The organism is Saccharothrix sp. NBAS 001 (genome assembly GCF_056640475.1).
This window is the reverse complement of sequence record NZ_CM153251.1, coordinates 6,855,755-6,873,252: the sequence shown is the minus strand read 5'-3', so window position 1 is coordinate 6,873,252 and position 17,498 is coordinate 6,855,755. Positions and strand designations below refer to the sequence as shown.

Genomic DNA, 17,498 nt, shown 5'->3' with positions numbered 1-17,498 from the left:
GCCGGCTTGAGCGCGGTCAGGCGGTGGCGAGCACGCCGGCGGTGGTCAGCGAGGCGAGCGCCATCCGGGTCAGCAGGGCCGCCATCTGGTCGCGGTCGAGGTGGGAGCTGTGCGGGGTGGAGTTGATGAGCCCGAACACGGCGTGCGCGGCGGCCCGCGCGGTCGGCTCGTCCACCGCCACGGTCTCCTGGAGGGTCGTCACCCACACCTCGACGTACCGGCGCTGGAGCGCCCGCACCCGGCGGCGGTCCGGGTCGGTGAGGTTCGCCAGGTTGCGCATCTGCACGGTGATCAGCGCGGGGTCGTCCAGCGCGAAGTCGACGTGCCAGCGGACCAGGGCGTGCAGCGCGGCGACCGGGTCGGGCGAGCCGGAGACCCGGGACAGGCCGCCCTCCAGCAGGCGCTCGGAGATCGAGGTCAGCATCTCCCCGAGCATCGCGTCCTTGCTGCGGAAGTGTCGGTAGAGCGCGGGGCCGGAGATCCCGACGGCCGCACCGATGTCGTCGATGCCCACCCCGTGGAAGCCGTGCCGGGCGAACAGCTCGGCGGCCGCGCCCAGGATCTGGTCCCGGCGGGATTGCTTCACTCCATCGGCTGACACGGGCTCATCCTAAACGGGCGGACCACCGGACGTAAACGAGCGTTAACCGATCGGCTGGTGCAAGATCGCCGACCGGACCCCGAGGTGCGGAGTTAACTGTTGACGCAGTCTTTTTATATAGGGCTACCAACTGGTAACACTTGATGTGCTCCGCATCACAACCCTGCGCTTTTCCCTCTGGGAGGCTCCCGATGCGCCCCATCCGAAACCTGCTCAGCGCCGCGGTGGCCGCAGCCGCGGCGTTGCTGGTCGTCGCGGTACCCGCCCAAGCCCAGGCCGGCGCGAATTACGTCGCCCTCGGCGATTCCTACTCGTCGGGAACCGGTACCGGCAGTTATTACAGCGACAGCGGTTCCTGCAAACGCAGCCAGTACTCGTACCCCGCGTTGTGGGCCGCCTCGCACGGCCCGGCGAGCTTCAAGTTCGTCGCCTGCTCCGGCGCGCGGACCGGTGACGTGCTCAACAACCAGGTCAGCGCCCTGGGCGCGTCGACGACCCTGGTCACCATCTCGATCGGCGGGAACGACGCCGGCTTCACCGACGTGATCACCACCTGCACGTTCGGCTCCGACCAGGGCTGCGTGAACCGCGTCGACCAGGCCAAGTCCTACGCCACCGGCACCCTGCCCGGCCTGCTCGACAACGTCTACGCCCAGATCCGCGACCGCGCGCCGGCCGCCCAGGTCGTCGTGCTCGGCTACCCGCGCCTGTACAAGGTGCCGGGGTCGTGCTCGGTGGGCATGAGCGACACCAAGCGCTCGGCGATCAACTCCGCCGCGGACACGCTGGCCACGGTCATCTCCGGGCGGGCGGCGGCGAAGTCGTTCACCTTCAAGGACGTGCGCGGCGCGTTCACCGGGCACGAGATCTGCTCGTCGGCCTGGTGGCTGAACAGCCTGTCGTTCCCGACCGTGGAGTCCTACCACCCCAACCGCGACGGCCAGCGCCTCGGCTACCTGCCGCAGCTCACCGCCGTGACCGGCTGACGTCCGCCTCCGCACCGAAGGGGGTCGCCCGGGCGGCCCCCTTCGCCATGTCCGGGCCGGCCGTCCGGGCTGGTGGACGTGCGGGGTTAACAGGCGCTAACATCTCCTCAGGTTAACGACTGCTAACCGCGAGGAGCCCATGGACGCGCCCGTCCTGCGCAGTGCCGCCGACAAGTCCGGCGAGGCATTCCGGCGGTACACCGACGAGCACACCGCCCTCGTCCACGACCTGCGCGCCAAGCTCGCCGAAGCCGCCCTGGGCGGTCCGGAGAAGTCCCGCGCCCGCCACGTCGAGCGCGGCAAGCTGCTGCCCCGCGACCGGGTGGACGCGCTGCTCGACCCGGGCTCGCCGTTCCTCGAACTGGCACCGCTGGCCGCCGACGGCATGTACGGCGGCGACGCCCCGGCCGCCGGCATGATCACCGGCGTGGGCCGGGTCTCCGGCCGCGAGTGCGTGATCGTCGCCAACGACGCCACCGTCAAGGGCGGCACCTACTACCCGATGACGGTCAAGAAGCACCTGCGCGCGCAGGAGGTCGCCCTCCAGAACCGCCTCCCGTGCGTGTACCTGGTGGACTCCGGCGGCGCGTTCCTGCCCAAGCAGGACGAGGTGTTCCCGGACCGCGAGCACTTCGGCCGGATCTTCTACAACCAGGCCACCATGTCCGGCCAGGGCATCCCGCAGATCGCGGCGGTGCTCGGCTCCTGCACCGCAGGCGGCGCGTACGTCCCGGCGATGAGCGACGAAGCGGTGATCGTGCGCGGCCAGGGCACGATCTTCCTCGGCGGCCCGCCGCTGGTGAAGGCCGCGACCGGCGAGGTCGTCACGGCCGAGGAGCTGGGCGGCGGCGAACTGCACTCGCGCACCTCCGGCGTGACCGACCACCTCGCCGACGACGACGCGCACGCGCTGCGCATCGTCCGCTCCATCGTCAGCACGCTCGGCCCGCGCGCGGAGCGCCCGTGGCGGGTGGAGCCCAGCGTCGAACCCGCCGTCGACCCCGACGAGCTGTACGGCGTGGTGCCCACCGACAGCCGCACCCCCTACGACGTGCGCGAGGTGATCGCGCGGATCGTGGACGGCAGCCGGTTCCAGGAGTTCAAGAAGGAGTACGGCAGCACGCTGGTCACCGGGTTCGCCCGGATCCACGGCCACCCGGTCGGGATCGTCGCCAACAACGGCATCCTGTTCGGCGAGTCGGCCCAGAAGGGCGCGCACTTCATCCAGCTCTGCGACCAGCGCTCGGTGCCGCTGGTGTTCCTCCAGAACATCAGCGGGTTCATGGTCGGCCGCGAGTACGAGGCGGGCGGCATCGCCAAGCACGGGGCCAAGATGGTGACCGCCGTGGCGTGCGCCCGGGTGCCGAAGTTCACCGTGGTGATCGGCGGCTCGTTCGGCGCGGGCAACTACTCGATGTGCGGCCGGGCGTACTCGCCCCGGTTCCTGTGGATGTGGCCCAACGCCCGGATCTCGGTGATGGGCGGCGAGCAGGCCGCGTCGGTGCTCGCGACCGTGCGGCGCGACCAGCTCGGCGACTCGTGGTCCGCGCAGGACGAAGAGGCGTTCAAGGCCCCGATCCGGCAGCAGTACGAGGACCAGGGCAACCCCTACTACTCCACGGCACGGCTGTGGGACGACGGCGTGATCGACCCGAAGGACACCCGCACGGTGCTCGGGCTCGCGCTGTCCACGGCGGCCAACGCGCCGCTGGATCCTGTCCACTACGGCGTTTTCCGGATGTGATGGGGATGTTCGACAGCGTTCTGGTGGCCAACCGGGGCGAGATCGCGGTCCGGGTGATCCGCGCGTTGCGGCGCTTCGGGATCAGGTCCGTCGCGGTGTACAGCGACGCCGACGCCGACGCGCTGCACGTGCGGCTGGCCGACCGCGCGGTCCGCATCGGCCCCGCTGCCGCCCGCGAGAGCTACCTGTCCGCGGAGCGGATCATCGACGCGGCGCGGGAGACCGGCGCCCAGGCGATCCACCCCGGCTACGGCTTCCTGGCCGAGAACACCGAGTTCGCCCGCGCCTGCGAGAAGGCCGGGCTGGTGTTCATCGGCCCGCCCGCCGAGGCGATCGACGCCATGGGCGACAAGATCCGGGCCAAGCTCACCGTCCGCGCGGCCGGCGTGCCGGTCGTCCCGGGCCGCACCGAAGCCGGCATGACCGACGACGACCTGGTCGACGCGGCGGCCGAGATCGGGTTCCCGGTGCTGCTCAAGCCCTCCGCCGGCGGCGGCGGCAAGGGGATGCGCCTGGTGCACGAGGAGTCCGCGCTGCGCGACGCGATCGAGTCCGCCCGTCGCGAGGCGCGCAACTCGTTCGGCGACGACACGCTGCTCATCGAGCGGTTCGTGACCAACCCCCGGCACATCGAGATCCAGGTCCTGGGCGACGCGCACGGAACCGTCGTGCACCTCGGCGAACGGGAGTGCAGCCTCCAGCGGCGGCACCAGAAGATCATCGAGGAAGCGCCGTCCCCGCTGCTGACCCCCGAGGTCCGCGAAGCCATGGGGCGGGCCGCGGTGGACGCCGCGAAGTCCGTCGGCTACGTCGGCGCGGGCACCGTCGAGTTCATCGTGGACGGCACCACCGGCGACTACTTCTTCATGGAGATGAACACCCGCCTCCAGGTCGAGCACCCGGTCACCGAACTGGCCACCGGCGTCGACCTGGTCGAGTGGCAGCTCCGGGTCGCCGCCGGGGAACCGCTGGGCATCGGGGACGTCCCGCCGACCAGGTTCGCCGTCGAGGCCCGGGTCTACGCGGAGGACCCCGCGCGCGGGTTCCTGCCGACCGGCGGCACCGTCCTCGCGCTGCACGAGCCCGACGACGTCCGGATCGACTCGGCGCTGCGGGTCGGCCTCACCGTCGGCAGCGACTACGACCCGATGCTGGCCAAGGTGATCGCCCAGGGCGACACCCGCGCGGAAGCGTTGCGGCGCCTGGACTCCGCGCTCGGCCGGATGGTCCTGCTCGGGGTCACCACCAACATCCCGTTCCTGCGCGCCCTGCTCGCCGACGAGGACGTGCGCGCCGGCGACCTCGACACCGGCCTGGTCGAGCGCAAGCTGGAGTCGCTGACCCACGACGACGTCCCGGACGAGGTGTACGCCGCCGCCGCGCTGGAGCGGCAGCTCGCGCTGCGCGGCGACGACCCGTGGGAGCGGCCGGGCGGCTGGCGGATCGGCGAGCACGCCTGGACCACCTGGCGCGTCGACGACGTGGACGTGCGCGTGCGCGGCGACGAAGTCGTGGTGGGCGAAGGAGAACCGTTCCGGCTCACCGCCTCGGTCGAGGGCGGGGACCTGGTCGTCGGCGCGCGCCGGTACGCGATGGCCCGGTCGGGCAACGTGCTGTGGCTGGGCGCGGACGGCCGCACCTGGGCGTTGACCGAGACCGAGCGGTCCGAGATCTCCGCGCACGAGGCCGCCGGCAGCGCCGGGCCGGTCACCAGCCCGATGCCCGGCACCGTCCTCGTGGTGCGTGCCGAGGCGGGCGACCACGTCACCGCCGGCCAAGCCCTGTTCGTGGTCGAGGCGATGAAGATGGAGCACACCGTCACCGCACCCACCGACGGCGTGCTCGCCGAAGTGAACGTCCGAGCGGGCCAACAGGTCGCGCTGGACCAGCCCCTAGCCGTCGTCGTGCCCCACCAGGAGTGAGCGATGTTGGACTTCCGCCTTGACGAGGAATACGAGGCACTGCGCAAGACGGTCGAGGAGTTCGCGCGCGAGGAGGTCGCCCCGGTCATCGGCGACTTCTACGAGCGCGAGGAGTTCCCGTACGAGATCGTCGCCAAGATGGGGCGGATGGGCCTGTTCGGCCTGCCGTTCCCGGAGGAGCACGGCGGCATGGGCGGCGACTACTTCGCGCTGTGCCTGGCCCTGGAGGAGCTGGCCCGGGTCGACTCGTCGGTCGCCATCACCCTGGAAGCGGGCGTTTCGCTGGGCGCGATGCCGTTGTACCGCTTCGGGAACGCCGAGCAGCAGGCCCAGTGGCTGCCCGCGCTGTGCGCCGGCGAGAAGCTGGGCGCGTTCGGCCTCACCGAGCCGGGCGGCGGTTCGGACGCGGGCGCGCTGCGCACCACGGCCCGGCTGGACGGCGACGAGTGGGTGATCAACGGCACCAAGGCGTTCATCACCAACTCCGGCACCGACATCACCGGCCTGGTCACGGTCGCGGCCGTGACGGGCCGCAAGGACGACGGGCGGCCGGAGATCTCGGCCATCCTCGTGCCGTCCGGCACGCCGGGCTTCTCGGTGTCGCGCAAGTACTCCAAGGTCGGCTGGAACGCCTCCGACACCCGTGAACTGTCCTTTCAGGACTGTCGGGTGCCGGCGGCCAACCTGGTCGGCGAGCGGGGCCGGGGCTACGCGCAGTTCCTCCAGACGCTCGACGAGGGCCGGATCGCCATCGCGGCGCTGAGCGTCGGCCTGGCCCAGGGGTGCGTGGACGAGAGCCTGCGCTACGTCGGCGAGCGCGAGGCGTTCGGCCGCAAGATCGGCCAGTACCAGGCGATCCAGTTCAAGATCGCCGAGATGGAGGCCCGCACGCACACCGCGCGCCTGGCGTACTACCAGGCGGCGGCGAAGATGCTGCGCGGCGAGCCGTTCAAGCGCGAGGCGGCGATCGCCAAGCTGGTGTCGTCCGAGGCGGCGATGGACAACGCCCGCGAGGCCACCCAGATCTTCGGCGGCTACGGCTTCATGAACGAGTACCCGGTGGGCCGGTTCTACCGCGACGCCAAGATCCTGGAGATCGGCGAGGGCACCAGCGAGGTGCAGAAGATGCTGATCGCCCGGGAGCTAGGGCTCAAGTAGTTCCGCGAAGTACTCCCGCGCGCTGCGGTTCGAGGCGAGGGGAGCCGCCTGGCCGGCCCACAGGCTCATGTGGTCGGCCGGCGGCCGCTCCGCCGCGAACTCGCGCAGCGGGAGCATCAGCGCGTTCTGGAACGGGTAGGGCGGCACCACGTCCTCGAACCCGGCCAACTCCTCGACCAGGCCGTTGCGGATGCCGCGCGCGTGGCGGCCGGAGAAGATCCGCGTCAGCACGGTGAACCTGGCGCCGTGACCGCCGAGCGCGATCTTGTGCGCCTCGGGCGCGCCGGATTCGTGCGTGGCGAGGAACCCGGTGCCGATCTGCACACCGTCCGCCCCGAGCGCGCGAGCCGCGCGGACACCCCTCGCGTCCGCGATGCCCCCGGCCGCGACCACCGGGACCTCGACGGCGTCGACCACCTGCGGCACCAACGAGAACGTGCCCACCAGCGAGTGCTCGACCGGCCGCAGGAACGCGCCCCGGTGCCCGCCCGCGTCACTGCCCGACGCCACCACGGCGTCCACCCCGGACTCCGCGAGCGCGATCGCCTCCTCGACCGTGGTCGCCGTGCCGAGCACCACGATCCCCTTGGCGTGCGCGGCATCCAGCAGCCACCTCGGCGCGAGTCCCATCACCAGGCTGATCACCGGCGGCGCGGCGGCGAGCAGCGCGTCCGCCTGCTCCTCGAACACCGGCACCACCACGTGCCGGGGCGGCTCCAACCCGAACCGCCGGTACAGCGGCTCGACCCGTGCGATGTGCGGCGCGAGGTCGACCGGCTCCCGCTCGCTCGGCTGCGGCACCCACAGGTTGACCGCGAACGGCTTGTCCGTGGCACCGCGCAGGTCCCGCACGACCTCGGTGATCGCCTCCGGCCGCAAGTGGTGCGCCCCGAACGACCCGAGCCCACCCGCGTCCGACACGGCGGCCGCCAGCGCCACCGACGACAACCCGCCGCCGAACGGCCCCGGGATGATCGGGTGCTCGACCCCGAGCAGCGCGGCGAGCCTCATGCCACCCGCCCGATCCGCAGCTGCCCCGCCACCTCGGCCACCCGCCGCCCGAGGTGCGCGGCCGTCTCCAGGTCGGCCTTCGCCGGAGCCAGGTCGGGCGGCGCGTCGGCGGGCGACTGGGCCATCGCGCCGATGAACCCGCCCAACCGGTTGAGGTCGGTGGGGCTGCCGTCGGTCCGGTAGAGCCAGCCGGGCGGCAGGCCCAGCGACACCCAGTGCATCCCGTGCTGCGCGGCGAACAGCGCCAGGCCGGTGAGCGTGTTCAGCTTGTCGCCGTTGAGCCCGGCCGAGTTCGTGAACCCGGCCGCCACCTTGTCCCGCCAGCCCTGCGCGGCCCAGACCCGCACGCTCGCTTCGGCGAACGCCTGGAACGCGGCCGACCGGCCCGCCATGTAGGTGGGCGAGCCGAACACGATGGCGTCGGCCGAGTCGAGATCGGACCACAGGTCGTCGCCCAGCGCCGTCACGTCGCACAACAACGCCCGCGCCCCGGCCACCTCCCGCACCCCGGCCGCCACCGCGTCGGCCTGGCGGGCCGTGTGCCCGAACCCGCTGTGGAACGCCACCGCCACCCTCGTCGCGCTCTCGTCTCTCACCGCTGCGCTGCTCGTCGTCATGCCGGGAAAGGTAGACGACCGGTCAACTATCGAGCAATAGTTGACCGGTCGTCTAGTCTGGCGGTATGGGACGGACCAGCGACGCGCGGGAGAAGCTGCTGGACGCCGCGTGCGACCTCATGCGGGGGCGCGGGTACGGCGCGATCGGCGTCGCCGAGATCTGCGACCGGGCCGGCGTGCGCAAGGGCAGCTTCTACCACTTCTTCGACTCGAAGCAGACGCTCACCGTCGAGGCGCTGCGCGTCGCGTGGGCGGGCGAGGGTGCGATGTGGCGTGCGGCGCTGCGTGCGGACGGCGCGCCGTTCGTGCGGTTGGCGCGGCTGTTCGAGGCCCAGGCCGAGGCGCAGCACCGGAGCAAGCGCGAGGTCGGCGCGGTGCGCGGCTGCCTGTACGGCAACCTCACGCTGGAGCTGGGCAACCGGGACGAGGCCGTGCACGCGTGCCTGAAGGAGATCTTCGACGAGCAGGTCGCCCTCGTCCACGAAGTCCTGCTGGAGGCGCACTCGCACGGCGACCTGGCCGCCGAACGCGCCACCCGCCCGTACGCCCGTGCCGTGCTGGCCCAGGTGGAGGGCATGGTGCTGTTCGCGAAACTCGACAACGACCCGGCGCTGTTGGACGGATTGTGGCCGCAGATCGCGGGGCTGCTCGGCGTCGCTTAGGGCAATCGCGTGAATAAACTGTGGAAACCTGCATCCGAATGCATTCATGTGTGAAACGGTGTCGGCGCGAGAGGCTTGGACACTCGGTGAAAGCCGGGCAGATCGATTCGGGGAGGGGTCGACAAATGTCCGAACCAGTCAAGGCGAGGTCCCGGCCGTCCAAGGTGAAGTTCCGCGTCCTGGCGGCGTTGGCCACCCTGGCGCTGGTCGTGTTCGGCGCGGTGCAGGTGGCGACGGCGGGCACCGGTGCGCCGGTCCGCGGCCAGGAGCAGCCGCCGCTGAGCGCGTGGGCGCAGGAGCAGGCGAAGCTGGCCGGCGGCCCGCGCGTGCAAGCCACTCCGCAGCTGGTCTACGCCGTGGTCGACAACGGGGCGCTGACCGGTCAGAACTTCGGGGCGTCCGGCGCGACCAGGCTCGCGGTCGGCACGTACGAGGTGTTCTTCGGCAACTACAACATCACCGCGGGGTCGTACGTGGCGACCCTGGGCATCCCGGGCAACGTGGGCTTCGGCCCGCCCGGTGAGGTCACGACGGTGGGGCGGGTGACCACGACCAACGGCCTGTTCATCCACACCTACGACTCGGCGGGCGTACTGGCAGACCGGGCGTTCCACGTCCAGGTCGCCTTCTGATCCCGCGCGGGCGGTAATTCCGAGGCTCATTTCCGGGTGGTCCTCGCGTGCATTGTGGCACGCGAGGATCGCCGTTCTGCGTTGTGGGAAACTGTTTCAAGCCTCACCTGCTACGCGCCGCCGTCACGGGCACGTGTCGCACAAACGGGTGATCATCCAAGGATTCGGTACGAAAACACCGTTACCGATACTCGGTTTGATTTTGGAACCCCGCGAACCCCGCGACCACTTGACGACGACCAGCCGACCGCCACCCGACCACCTCCTGGCGACCACCCGACCAACGCACCCCAGACCCCACACCCGACCCCAACCCACACCCGACTCCGACCCCGACCCCGACCCCGACCTCACACCCGACCCCGACCTCATGCCCGACCCCGACCTCATGCCCGATCCCGACCTCATGCCCGATCCCGACCTCATGCCCGATCCCGACTACGGCCCACACCCGATCCCGACCCACCGGATCCCGATCCCGACCAAGCCAGGACCCGTCCGCCTCGGGGCGCTCGCCCCCGGCCTCAGGTGAACGGCCGACCCCCGCACCTCCCGACCATCCGCATCCTCTGGCCTCCCGCACCCTCCGACCCAGCGTCTCCCCGGAGTTGTCCGGCTCCCGCAGTTGCCTGACTCCGGCAAGCGCCGGTGCTCCGGCAGGCGCGGTGGGCCGGCGAGACCCGAGCCCGAACGCCACTCGCCGCCCCGCAGGCCCAGCCGCCGCTGGGCCTGCGGGGCACGGCATTTGGCTCAGGCGCGTGGCTGGCGCTCGGTGAGGCGGCCTGAACTGCGGCCCCTGCGGCGCAGGGAGCCTGGCGGTGCAGGGGCTCGGCGGTGCAGCGGCTCGGTGGTGGAGGCTCGGCGGCAGGGCGGCCCGGCTGCCCGGCGGGCGGTAGGCGGGCCAGAGAATGTCCACAGTGGAGCCCGTGCGGTAGCGAGCGAGAGTCTTGGGGCGCTCCGCCCTGTGGTGTGGCCGGCGGGTGGCCGCCTACCTGCGGCCACGGCTGTTCGCCCCCACGCGCCTGGCCGGCGCTCGCACGCGAGCCCGTCCGCAACGCACGAGCTCATCCGCACGGCGAGCCGAGCGAGCCGGGCACGTTCGCGCACTGCCGCGCCGCCTGTCGGCCGCGATTGGCTGCCGCCGCGCCGCGTTCCGGTCTCGCTGCGAGCTGCCGTGTGCCCTGGCTCGCCCCGTCCCGTTTCGCCGCGCCCTGCCGTGTCCTGGCTCGCTGGGCTTCGGCGCGGCCAGGCCCGTTTCGCCGCGCCCCATCCCGGATTCGCCGTTGTCCTGGCCGGCTCGCCGCATCCTGGTGGGCGCCGACGGTGGCGGGCCGGCGATGGTGGGGACGGCGATGGCTGCGGTGGCGGTGGCGGTGGCGGAGTGGACGGTGGCGGGGCGAGGGGGAGGTGGGGTGAAGCGGGGGGTGAAATGGGGGATTAGGTTCGATTTGGTAGAGATTGTCCGAAATGTCCGTGACGGCCTTCGCCTGCGTGGAAGCGGGCGAGGCCGGATTCCGCGTCCCGCAGGGAGATCAGGCCACGGTCGCGTTCGTTGGACAGGGCGGTTTCCTCGTCCAAGCCGTCCTGGTCCAGGACCGACAGGCGGTCTTGGCGCAGGCAGGTCTGGGGGAACGACGCCAGTTCCCGCGCCAGTTCTTCGGCGGCCGCACGGGCCGTTCCGGTCGGCACCACCCGGTTCGCCAGGCCCATGGCCAAGGCTTCCGGCGCTCCCACCGGCCGGCCGGTGAGGATCAGGTCCAGGGCCCGCGACTGGCCGATCAGCCTGGGCAGGCGGACGGTTCCGCCGTCGATCAGCGGGACGCCCCACCGCCGGCAGAACACGCCGAAGATCGCGTCCTCGTCCGCCACGCGCAGGTCGCACCACAGGGCGAGTTCCAGACCGCCCGCCACGGCGTGGCCGGACACGGCGGCGATCACCGGTTTCGACAGGCGCAGCCTGGTCGGGCCCATCGGGCCGGTCGGGGAGAGGGGGTCGTTGGCGCGGTCGGTTCCCAGGGCCTTGAGGTCGGCCCCGGAGCAGAACGTGCCGCCCTCGCCGTGCAGGACGGCCACCGACAGCGATTCGTCCTCGTCGAACTCGCGGAACACCTCGGTCAGCGTGTGCGCCGTCGGGCCGTCCACCGCGTTGCGCACCGCCGGCCTGTTGAGCAGCACCGTGCACACCGCACCGGACCGCTCCACGCGCACCGAACTCACAGCTTCGGCCGCCCCCGTCCGATGATCGCCTCGAAGTCCACCCCGCGCGGCAGCGTGCCGAACGCCGCGCCCCAGTCCCCCGACAGCCGCGACGCGCAGAACGCGTCCGCCACCGCCGGGTGCCCGTGCCGCACCAGCAGGGAACCCTGCAACGCCAACGCCATCCGCTCCACCAGCCTGCGCGCCCGGACTTCCAGGTCGGCCACGTCCGTCAGCTCAGTCTTCAACGCCTCGACCGCCGCGTCCAGCCGCCGGTCGGCACCACGTGCCGCGTCCAGCTCGGCGAAGAACTCCGCCACCGCCTCCGGTTCACGGGCCATCGCGCGCAGCGCGTCGAGCGCGGCGACGTTGCCCGACCCCTCCCAGATCGACATCAGCGGCGATTCGCGGAACAGCCGGGGCATCCCCGAATCCTCGATGTACCCGTTGCCGCCCAGGCACTCCAGCGCCTCGGCGGCGTGCGCCGGGCCGCGCTTGCACACCCAGTACTTGATCACCGCCAGGCCCAGTCGGCTGCGCGTCCCGGCCAGCCAGAGCGCGGCGGTGGTGGCCGCCTCGGACTCCACGGCCAGGTCCGCCAGGACGTTGCGCATGGCCGGCTGGTCGACCAGGTCACGCCCGAACGCCGTGCGGTGCGCGGCGTGGTGGGTCGCCTGGGTCAGGCCGTAGCGCATCCCGGACGCGCTGCCCAGCACGCAGTCCAACCTGGTCGTGTTGACCATCTCGATGATCGTCCGCACGCCCCGGCCGGGCTCGCCGACCAGCCACCCCACCGCGCCGTCGTACTCCAGTTCGGCGGACGCGTTGGACTTGTTGCCCAGCTTGTCCTTCAGGCGCTGCAGGAACATCGCGTTGCGCGTCCCGTCCGGCAGCACGCGCGGCAGCACGAAGCAGGACAGGCCCTCCGGCGTCTGCGCCAACGTCAGGAACAGGTCGGACATCGGCGCGGAGGTGAACCACTTGTGCCCGGTCAGCAGGTAGTGGTCGCCCGCCCTGGTGGCGGTGGTGGTGTTCGTGCGGACGTCCGAGCCGCCCTGCTTCTCGGTCATCGACATGCCCGCGAGCAGGCCGCGCTTGCCCGCCGGCGGGCGCAGGCCGAAGTCGTACGTGGTGGACGCGAGCAGCGGTTCGTACTGTTCGGCCAGTTCGGGTGTTTTGCGCAGTGCGGGCACCGACGCGTAGGTCATCGAGATCGGACAGCCGTGGCCGGCCTCGGCCTGGCTCCACACGTAGAACTTCGCGGCACGCGCCACGTGCGCGCCCGGCCGGTCGTCGCGCCACGGCGTCGCGTGCAGGCCGTGCGCGACGGCGGTGGTCATCAACCGGTGCCACGCGGGGTGGAACTCGACCTCGTCCACGCGGTGCCCGTACCGGTCGTGGGTGTGCAGGACGGGCGGGTTGGCGTTCGCCTGCCGTCCCAGGTGCTGGACGTCCGCCGAGCCCGCTTCGACGCCGAGTTCGCGCAGCTCCGCCTCGGCCCACGCCGCGCCGCCGCGGTGCAGCCCGTCGAGCAGCGCGGGGTCCTCGGCCACGTCATGGCCTTCCAGCGGGGGGACCTGGTTGGTCACCTGGTGCGTGGCGCGGGTCATGCCCCTCAGGGTACTACCGGGCGGTAACTTCCTGGTCGGTCAAAATTTGGGGGTGCTGACGCCCGTTCGTCGGCCTAACGTCGATCTCGTGAGCGATCACAGGCAGGCGGTGGCCGCGCTGCGCGGCCAGTACGCGGCGATCCCGGCGGGCAGACCCGTCCGGCTCGCCAAGCCGACGTCGAACCTGTTCCGGTTCCGCGCCGACCAACCCGGCGGTCTCGACGTGGCCCGCTTCGACCGAGTGCTCTCGGTCGACGCGTCCGCGCGCACCGCTCAAGTGCAAGGCATGACCACCTACGAGAACCTGGTCGACGCCACCCTCCCGCACGGCCTGATGCCGCTGGTCGTGCCACAGCTCAAGACGATCACGCTGGGTGGCGCGGTCGCCGGGCTGGGCATCGAGTCCAGCTCGTTCCGCAACGGACTGCCGCACGAGTCGGTGCGCGAGCTGGAGGTGCTCACCGGCGACGGCGAGGTCGTCGTGCTCAAGCCGTCCGACGACCTGTTCCGGGGCTTCCCGAACTCCTACGGGACGCTCGGCTACGCGTTGCGGGCGGAGATCGAGCTGGAGCCGGTCCGGCCGTTCGTGCGGCTGCGGCACGTGCCGTTCGGGTCGGCCGCGGAACTGGCCGAGGTCGTGGAGGCGGTCTGCGCGGAACGCTCCTACCAGGGCGAGCCGGTCGACTTCATCGACGGCACGGTGTTCTCCGGCCACGAGCAGTACCTCACGCTGGCGGACTGGGCCGACAGCGCGCCGTACCGGTCGGACTACACCGGGCGCAACATCTACTACCGCTCGATCCAGGCGCGGCGCACGGACTACCTGACCGTGCGCGACTACCTGTGGCGCTGGGACACCGACTGGTTCTGGTGCTCGCGCGCGTTCGGCGCCCAGCACCCGGTGGTGCGCAGGCTGTGGCCCAAGCGGTACCTGCGGTCGGACGTCTATCACCGGATCGTGGCGTGGGACCGCAGGAGCGGGTTCAGCGCCAAGATGAGCAAGGCCGTGCAGGAGCCGGTGATCCAGGACGTCGAGATCCCGGTGGCGAGGCTGGCCGAGTTCCTGGACTTCTTCCACCGCGAGATCGGCATCGAGCCGGTCTGGCTGTGCCCGATCCGGCTGCGCGACGGCGCGGCCTGGCCGCTGTACCCGATGGACCCGGGCGAGCTTTACGTCAACGTCGGCTTCTGGTCCACTGTGGACCTGCGACCGGATGAGAAGATGGGCAGCCGCAACCGGCTGATCGAGGACAAGGTGACCGAACTCGGCGGCCACAAGTCGCTGTACTCGGACTCCTACTACGAAGAAGGGGATTTCTGGGCGAAGTACAACGGTGCCGTCTACCGCGACCTCAAGCAGCGGTACGACGCCGACGCCCGGCTCCCCGACCTGTACGCCAAGTGTGTTCTCCGCAGGTGAATGGAGGTTCCATGCGGTTGGCCGAGGTGTTCCAGCGGGCGGTCGGCGGCGACGCGTCCGTGGGTTTCAGCGCATACGACGGCAGCCGGGCGGGTTCGGCCGACGCGGACGTGCGCATCGAGGTGAGATCGCCGGAGGCGTTGTCCTACCTGGCGTCCGCACCCGGTGAGCTGGGTCTGGCGCGGGCGTACGTGACCGGCCACCTGGAGATCATCGGGGACGTGTACGGCGCGCTGGTGCACCTGTCCGAGTTGTCGCTGCGGGAGGTCCCGTGGCGGGAGCGGCTGGAACTGCTGGGCCAGTTGGGCAAGCAGCGGCTCAACGCCAAGGTCGAGATCCCGCCGCAGGAGCGCAAGCTGCACGGCCTGCGCCACTCGAAGGCGCGCGACCGCGAGGCGATCGCGCACCACTACGACGTGTCGAACACGTTCTACGAGTGGCTCCTGGGGCCGTCCATGGCCTACACCTGCGCAGTGTACCCGTCCGGAACGTCCACTTTGGAGGAGGCCCAGTTCGCCAAGCACGACCTGGTGGCCCGCAAACTCGGCCTCAAGCCCGGGATGCGGCTGCTGGACGTCGGCTGCGGGTGGGGCGGGATGGTGATGCACGCCGCGCGCGAGTACGGCGTGAAGGCGCTGGGCGTCACGCTGTCGCGCAACCAGGCGGAGTGGGCGCAGAAGGCGATCGTCGAGGCGGGCCTGTCGGAGCTGGCCGAGGTGCGCTACCTGGACTACCGCGACGTCCGGGAGACCGGGTTCGACGCGGTCAGCTCGATCGGCCTCACCGAGCACATCGGCAAGGCCAAGCTGCCCGCCTACTTCCGCTCGCTGTACCGCAAGCTGCGGCCCGGCGGGCGGATGCTCAACCACTGCATCACCCGGCCGGACAACCGGCAGCGGGCGCGGACCGGCGGGTTCATCAACCGGTACGTGTTCCCGGACGGCGAGCTGGTCGGCCCCGGCCACCTGGTGTCGCTGATGCACGACACCGGGTTCGAGGTGCGGCACGAGGAGAACATCCGGGAGCACTACGCGCTGACGCTGGCGGCGTGGGGCCGCAACCTGGAAGCGCACTGGGACGACGCCGTGGACGAGGTCGGGCTCGGCCGGGCGCGGGTGTGGCGGCTCTACCTCGCCGCGTCGCGGCTGGGGTTCGAGCGCAACAACATCCAGCTCCACCAGGTGCTGGGGGTGAAGCTGGACGGTACGTCGTCCGGGATGCCGCTGCGCCCGGACTGGAGTTGACGGTCCGGACGTCCACGGCGGCGTTGACGGGCGAGAGGTAGAACAGCACCGGGGCGGCCGGCGCCCACGCGTCGCGCCGGTCGCCCCGTGGCAGGTGCAGGGTCGGGGCGTCCAGGGTGAACCGATCGACGCCGTCACACCGCCGGGTGATTTTCGCGGTCGACGTGACGGGTTCCGCGAAGCGATCGGCGCGGAGCGGGCGGTCGTCCGGGAGACCACCGTCGAAGTTGCCGGAGGACGTGGTCCTCGCGGCCGGCGCGGCGCTGGACCTGGCCTTGCGGCTGTTGCGGTCGGCCCTGGTGGGGCGGTCGGCCTAGGTGAGGGACGTGCGGAAGCGGGTCCAGGTGGTGGGGTGGAGGTGCAGGGCGTGCTGGTGGGGGTCTTTTGAGTCCCGGATGCCCGCTCCGTCCTCGGCCAGCCGCACTTCTACGCAGTTGTCGTTGCCTGCGGTGCTGTAGCTGCTTTTGAGCCACTCGGTGTCGCGCGCGGTCACATCGCCTCCAGTGCTGTTTCCAGTCGCGAACGCGATTCTTCCTCGCTGAAGGCCAGTTCTTGAAGCCGCCGAAAGCACCGTGCGATCGCCTCGGTGTCAGCCGGCTCGTCCAGGTAGGTGGACGGGCCGTAGGCCACCGGCAGCAGGCCGACACGAGGGGTACCCAGGTCGAATGAGAACAGGACCAACGCGCCTTGCTGGCAGGGATTGCGGGGGTCGGTGGCGTCGAGCAGGCGGAGCGAGATGTTCGGTCGGTGGGCAGACGTCAGGAGGTGTTCGATCTGTCGCCGCATGACCTCGGGCCCACCGACCGCGATCGCCAGGGCGTCCTCGGTGAAGAAGAACGCGAACTCTTTGTCGGCGAGGAGCTTCTGGCGTTCGAGCCTGAAGGCGATCCGGTTGGCGCGCTCCTGGTAAGACGGCTCCCACCAGACCCCGTCGCCGGATGCCATCTGCACTTCGGTGTACTCGGGGAGTTGGAGCAGGCCGGGGATGACGGCGCGGTCGTAGTAGGTGACGCTGGTCGCGGCGGCTTCGAGGTCGGCGATGCGACTGTGCGCGCCGGGCAGCAGATCCACGTAGGCGCGCTTCGGTTGGCGTTTGCGGGCTTCCACGCCCATCGCGAGGATCTTCTTGCGGTCCTGCGGGTTCGCCCCGTAGTGGGTGAGCAGTCGGGCCAGGTCGGCGGCGGTGAGGTTCGCGCGGCCGTCTTCGACCTTGATCAGCTGGCTGCGGTCCTTGCCGATCGCGCCCGCCGATTCGTCCAAGGTCTTGCCCGCCGCTTGGCGCAGCCGCCGCAACTCGCTGCCGAGCAGTCGTCTCGGCATGGTCTGCACGGCTTGGCCCACGACGACCTCCCGGTGGAATCACTCGACTAGGTAACTGCGCAACTCTCACGTGAGCCCTTAATCTCGCCCCACGTTCGATTAGTTGCTCCGTACAGCCTAGTGGAGGACGTGTCATGGCAGTCGAAACGCCCGCAGTCTCGGTACTCGCCTCGGTCGTCATCGCGGAGGGCACCACCGTGCGGACCCGCACCGACCTGGACGACCGCGAGCTTTACGTGGTCTTCGACGGCGATCCCGGCACGTTCGACCTCACCATGACGCGGGACGTGGCCGCCGCGTGCGTCGCCCAGTTCACCGAAGCCCTCAACACCCCGGCCGGACGCGTTTCGGGCCACTGACCGAGACCGTCGGAAC

16 protein-coding genes are annotated in these 17,498 nt (G+C 71.2%); 9 read left to right on the top strand and 7 right to left on the bottom strand.

The window, feature by feature from the left end:
- Positions 1-16 precede the first annotated feature (16 nt).
- A complete protein-coding gene (locus AC0HI0_RS29555; RefSeq protein ID WP_480926780.1) occupies positions 17-601 on the bottom strand; it encodes an SACE_7040 family transcriptional regulator in 585 nt (194 codons plus the stop codon).
- Between the two features lie 191 nt (positions 602-792).
- On the opposite strand from AC0HI0_RS29555, the gene AC0HI0_RS29550 reads away from it, so the two are divergent.
- The 4 genes from AC0HI0_RS29550 (at position 793) to AC0HI0_RS29535 (ending at position 6,411) form a co-directional block, all read left to right on the top strand.
- Positions 793-1,587 (top strand): SGNH/GDSL hydrolase family protein, encoded by a 795-nt coding sequence (locus AC0HI0_RS29550; RefSeq protein WP_480926779.1) that lies wholly within the window; start codon positions 793-795, stop codon positions 1,585-1,587.
- A gap of 139 nt (positions 1,588-1,726) precedes the next feature.
- Positions 1,727-3,331: a carboxyl transferase domain-containing protein gene (locus AC0HI0_RS29545; RefSeq protein ID WP_480926778.1), complete on the top strand. Its 1,605-nt coding sequence runs from the start codon at positions 1,727-1,729 to the stop codon at positions 3,329-3,331.
- A 5-nt stretch (positions 3,332-3,336) separates the two neighbouring features.
- A complete protein-coding gene (locus tag AC0HI0_RS29540) occupies positions 3,337-5,253 on the top strand; it encodes an acetyl/propionyl/methylcrotonyl-CoA carboxylase subunit alpha (RefSeq protein WP_480926777.1) in 1,917 nt (638 codons plus the stop codon).
- A gap of 3 nt (positions 5,254-5,256) precedes the next feature.
- Positions 5,257-6,411 carry an acyl-CoA dehydrogenase family protein gene (locus AC0HI0_RS29535; protein WP_480926776.1) on the top strand — a complete coding sequence of 385 codons (1,155 nt, stop codon included), beginning with the start codon at positions 5,257-5,259 and terminating at the stop codon, positions 6,409-6,411.
- Here AC0HI0_RS29535 and AC0HI0_RS29530 read toward each other — a convergent pair.
- The gene (locus AC0HI0_RS29530) at positions 6,397-7,422 is read right to left on the bottom strand and encodes an NAD(P)H-dependent flavin oxidoreductase (RefSeq protein ID WP_480926775.1); all 1,026 of its coding nucleotides are present in this window, start codon (positions 7,420-7,422) and stop codon (positions 6,397-6,399) included. The two genes, AC0HI0_RS29535 and AC0HI0_RS29530, sit on opposite strands and share 15 nt — an antisense overlap.
- Positions 7,419-8,039, bottom strand: coding sequence for a flavodoxin family protein (locus AC0HI0_RS29525; protein WP_480926774.1), 621 nt, complete (start codon positions 8,037-8,039; stop codon positions 7,419-7,421). The genes AC0HI0_RS29530 and AC0HI0_RS29525 overlap by 4 nt, the downstream gene beginning before the upstream one ends.
- A 65-nt stretch (positions 8,040-8,104) precedes the next feature.
- On the opposite strand from AC0HI0_RS29525, the gene AC0HI0_RS29520 reads away from it, so the two are divergent.
- Positions 8,105-8,701 (top strand): TetR/AcrR family transcriptional regulator, encoded by a 597-nt coding sequence (locus AC0HI0_RS29520; protein ID WP_480926773.1) that lies wholly within the window; start codon positions 8,105-8,107, stop codon positions 8,699-8,701.
- 125 nt (positions 8,702-8,826) lie between these two features.
- Positions 8,827-9,333, top strand: coding sequence for a hypothetical protein (locus AC0HI0_RS29515; RefSeq protein WP_480926772.1), 507 nt, complete (start codon positions 8,827-8,829; stop codon positions 9,331-9,333).
- A 1,437-nt stretch (positions 9,334-10,770) separates the two neighbouring features.
- Here AC0HI0_RS29515 and AC0HI0_RS29510 read toward each other — a convergent pair.
- Together AC0HI0_RS29510 and AC0HI0_RS29505 are read right to left on the bottom strand one after the other, a co-directional pair.
- The gene (locus tag AC0HI0_RS29510; RefSeq protein WP_480926771.1) at positions 10,771-11,550 is read right to left on the bottom strand and encodes a crotonase/enoyl-CoA hydratase family protein; all 780 of its coding nucleotides are present in this window, start codon (positions 11,548-11,550) and stop codon (positions 10,771-10,773) included.
- A complete protein-coding gene (locus AC0HI0_RS29505) occupies positions 11,547-13,139 on the bottom strand; it encodes an acyl-CoA dehydrogenase family protein (RefSeq protein WP_480926770.1) in 1,593 nt (530 codons plus the stop codon). Before AC0HI0_RS29505 ends, AC0HI0_RS29510 begins: the two co-directional genes overlap by 4 nt.
- 52 nt (positions 13,140-13,191) lie before the next feature.
- Between AC0HI0_RS29505 and AC0HI0_RS29500 the strand changes: the two genes are divergently transcribed.
- A complete protein-coding gene (locus tag AC0HI0_RS29500; RefSeq protein WP_480926769.1) occupies positions 13,192-14,559 on the top strand; it encodes an FAD-binding oxidoreductase in 1,368 nt (455 codons plus the stop codon).
- Positions 14,560-14,570: 11 nt separating this feature from the next.
- A complete protein-coding gene (locus tag AC0HI0_RS29495) occupies positions 14,571-15,803 on the top strand; it encodes a class I SAM-dependent methyltransferase (RefSeq protein WP_480926768.1) in 1,233 nt (410 codons plus the stop codon).
- Positions 15,804-16,116: 313 nt separating this feature from the next.
- Here the strand turns inward: AC0HI0_RS29495 and AC0HI0_RS29490 are convergent, their stop codons facing one another.
- Together AC0HI0_RS29490 and AC0HI0_RS29485 are read right to left on the bottom strand one after the other, a co-directional pair.
- Positions 16,117-16,296 carry a DUF397 domain-containing protein gene (locus AC0HI0_RS29490; RefSeq protein ID WP_480926767.1) on the bottom strand — a complete coding sequence of 60 codons (180 nt, stop codon included), beginning with the start codon at positions 16,294-16,296 and terminating at the stop codon, positions 16,117-16,119.
- Positions 16,293-17,144, bottom strand: a complete 852-nt coding sequence (locus AC0HI0_RS29485; RefSeq protein ID WP_480926766.1) for a helix-turn-helix domain-containing protein — start codon at positions 17,142-17,144, stop codon at positions 16,293-16,295. The genes AC0HI0_RS29490 and AC0HI0_RS29485 overlap by 4 nt, the downstream gene beginning before the upstream one ends.
- Before the next feature lie 113 nt (positions 17,145-17,257).
- Between AC0HI0_RS29485 and AC0HI0_RS29480 the strand changes: the two genes are divergently transcribed.
- Positions 17,258-17,482, top strand: a complete 225-nt coding sequence (locus AC0HI0_RS29480; protein ID WP_480926765.1) for a hypothetical protein — start codon at positions 17,258-17,260, stop codon at positions 17,480-17,482.
- The last annotated feature ends 16 nt before the right edge of the window (positions 17,483-17,498 follow it).

Excerpts from the sequence above, each read along its gene's own strand:
- AC0HI0_RS29515 (WP_480926772.1), top strand. The coding sequence starts at position 8,827 with ATGTCCGAACCAGTCAAGGCGAGGTCCCGGCCGTCCAAGGTGAAGTTC.
- AC0HI0_RS29480 (WP_480926765.1), top strand. The coding sequence starts at position 17,258 with ATGGCAGTCGAAACGCCCGCAGTCTCGGTACTCGCCTCGGTCGTCATC.
- AC0HI0_RS29530 (WP_480926775.1), bottom strand. The coding sequence starts at position 7,422 with ATGAGGCTCGCCGCGCTGCTCGGGGTCGAGCACCCGATCATCCCGGGG.
- AC0HI0_RS29545 (WP_480926778.1), top strand. The coding sequence starts at position 1,727 with ATGGACGCGCCCGTCCTGCGCAGTGCCGCCGACAAGTCCGGCGAGGCA.
- AC0HI0_RS29535 (WP_480926776.1), top strand. The coding sequence starts at position 5,257 with ATGTTGGACTTCCGCCTTGACGAGGAATACGAGGCACTGCGCAAGACG.
- AC0HI0_RS29525 (WP_480926774.1), bottom strand. The coding sequence starts at position 8,039 with ATGACGACGAGCAGCGCAGCGGTGAGAGACGAGAGCGCGACGAGGGTG.
- AC0HI0_RS29550 (WP_480926779.1), top strand. The coding sequence starts at position 793 with ATGCGCCCCATCCGAAACCTGCTCAGCGCCGCGGTGGCCGCAGCCGCG.
- AC0HI0_RS29505 (WP_480926770.1), bottom strand. The coding sequence starts at position 13,139 with ATGACCCGCGCCACGCACCAGGTGACCAACCAGGTCCCCCCGCTGGAA.
- AC0HI0_RS29540 (WP_480926777.1), top strand. The coding sequence starts at position 3,337 with ATGTTCGACAGCGTTCTGGTGGCCAACCGGGGCGAGATCGCGGTCCGG.
- AC0HI0_RS29520 (WP_480926773.1), top strand. The coding sequence starts at position 8,105 with ATGGGACGGACCAGCGACGCGCGGGAGAAGCTGCTGGACGCCGCGTGC.
- AC0HI0_RS29495 (WP_480926768.1), top strand. The coding sequence starts at position 14,571 with ATGCGGTTGGCCGAGGTGTTCCAGCGGGCGGTCGGCGGCGACGCGTCC.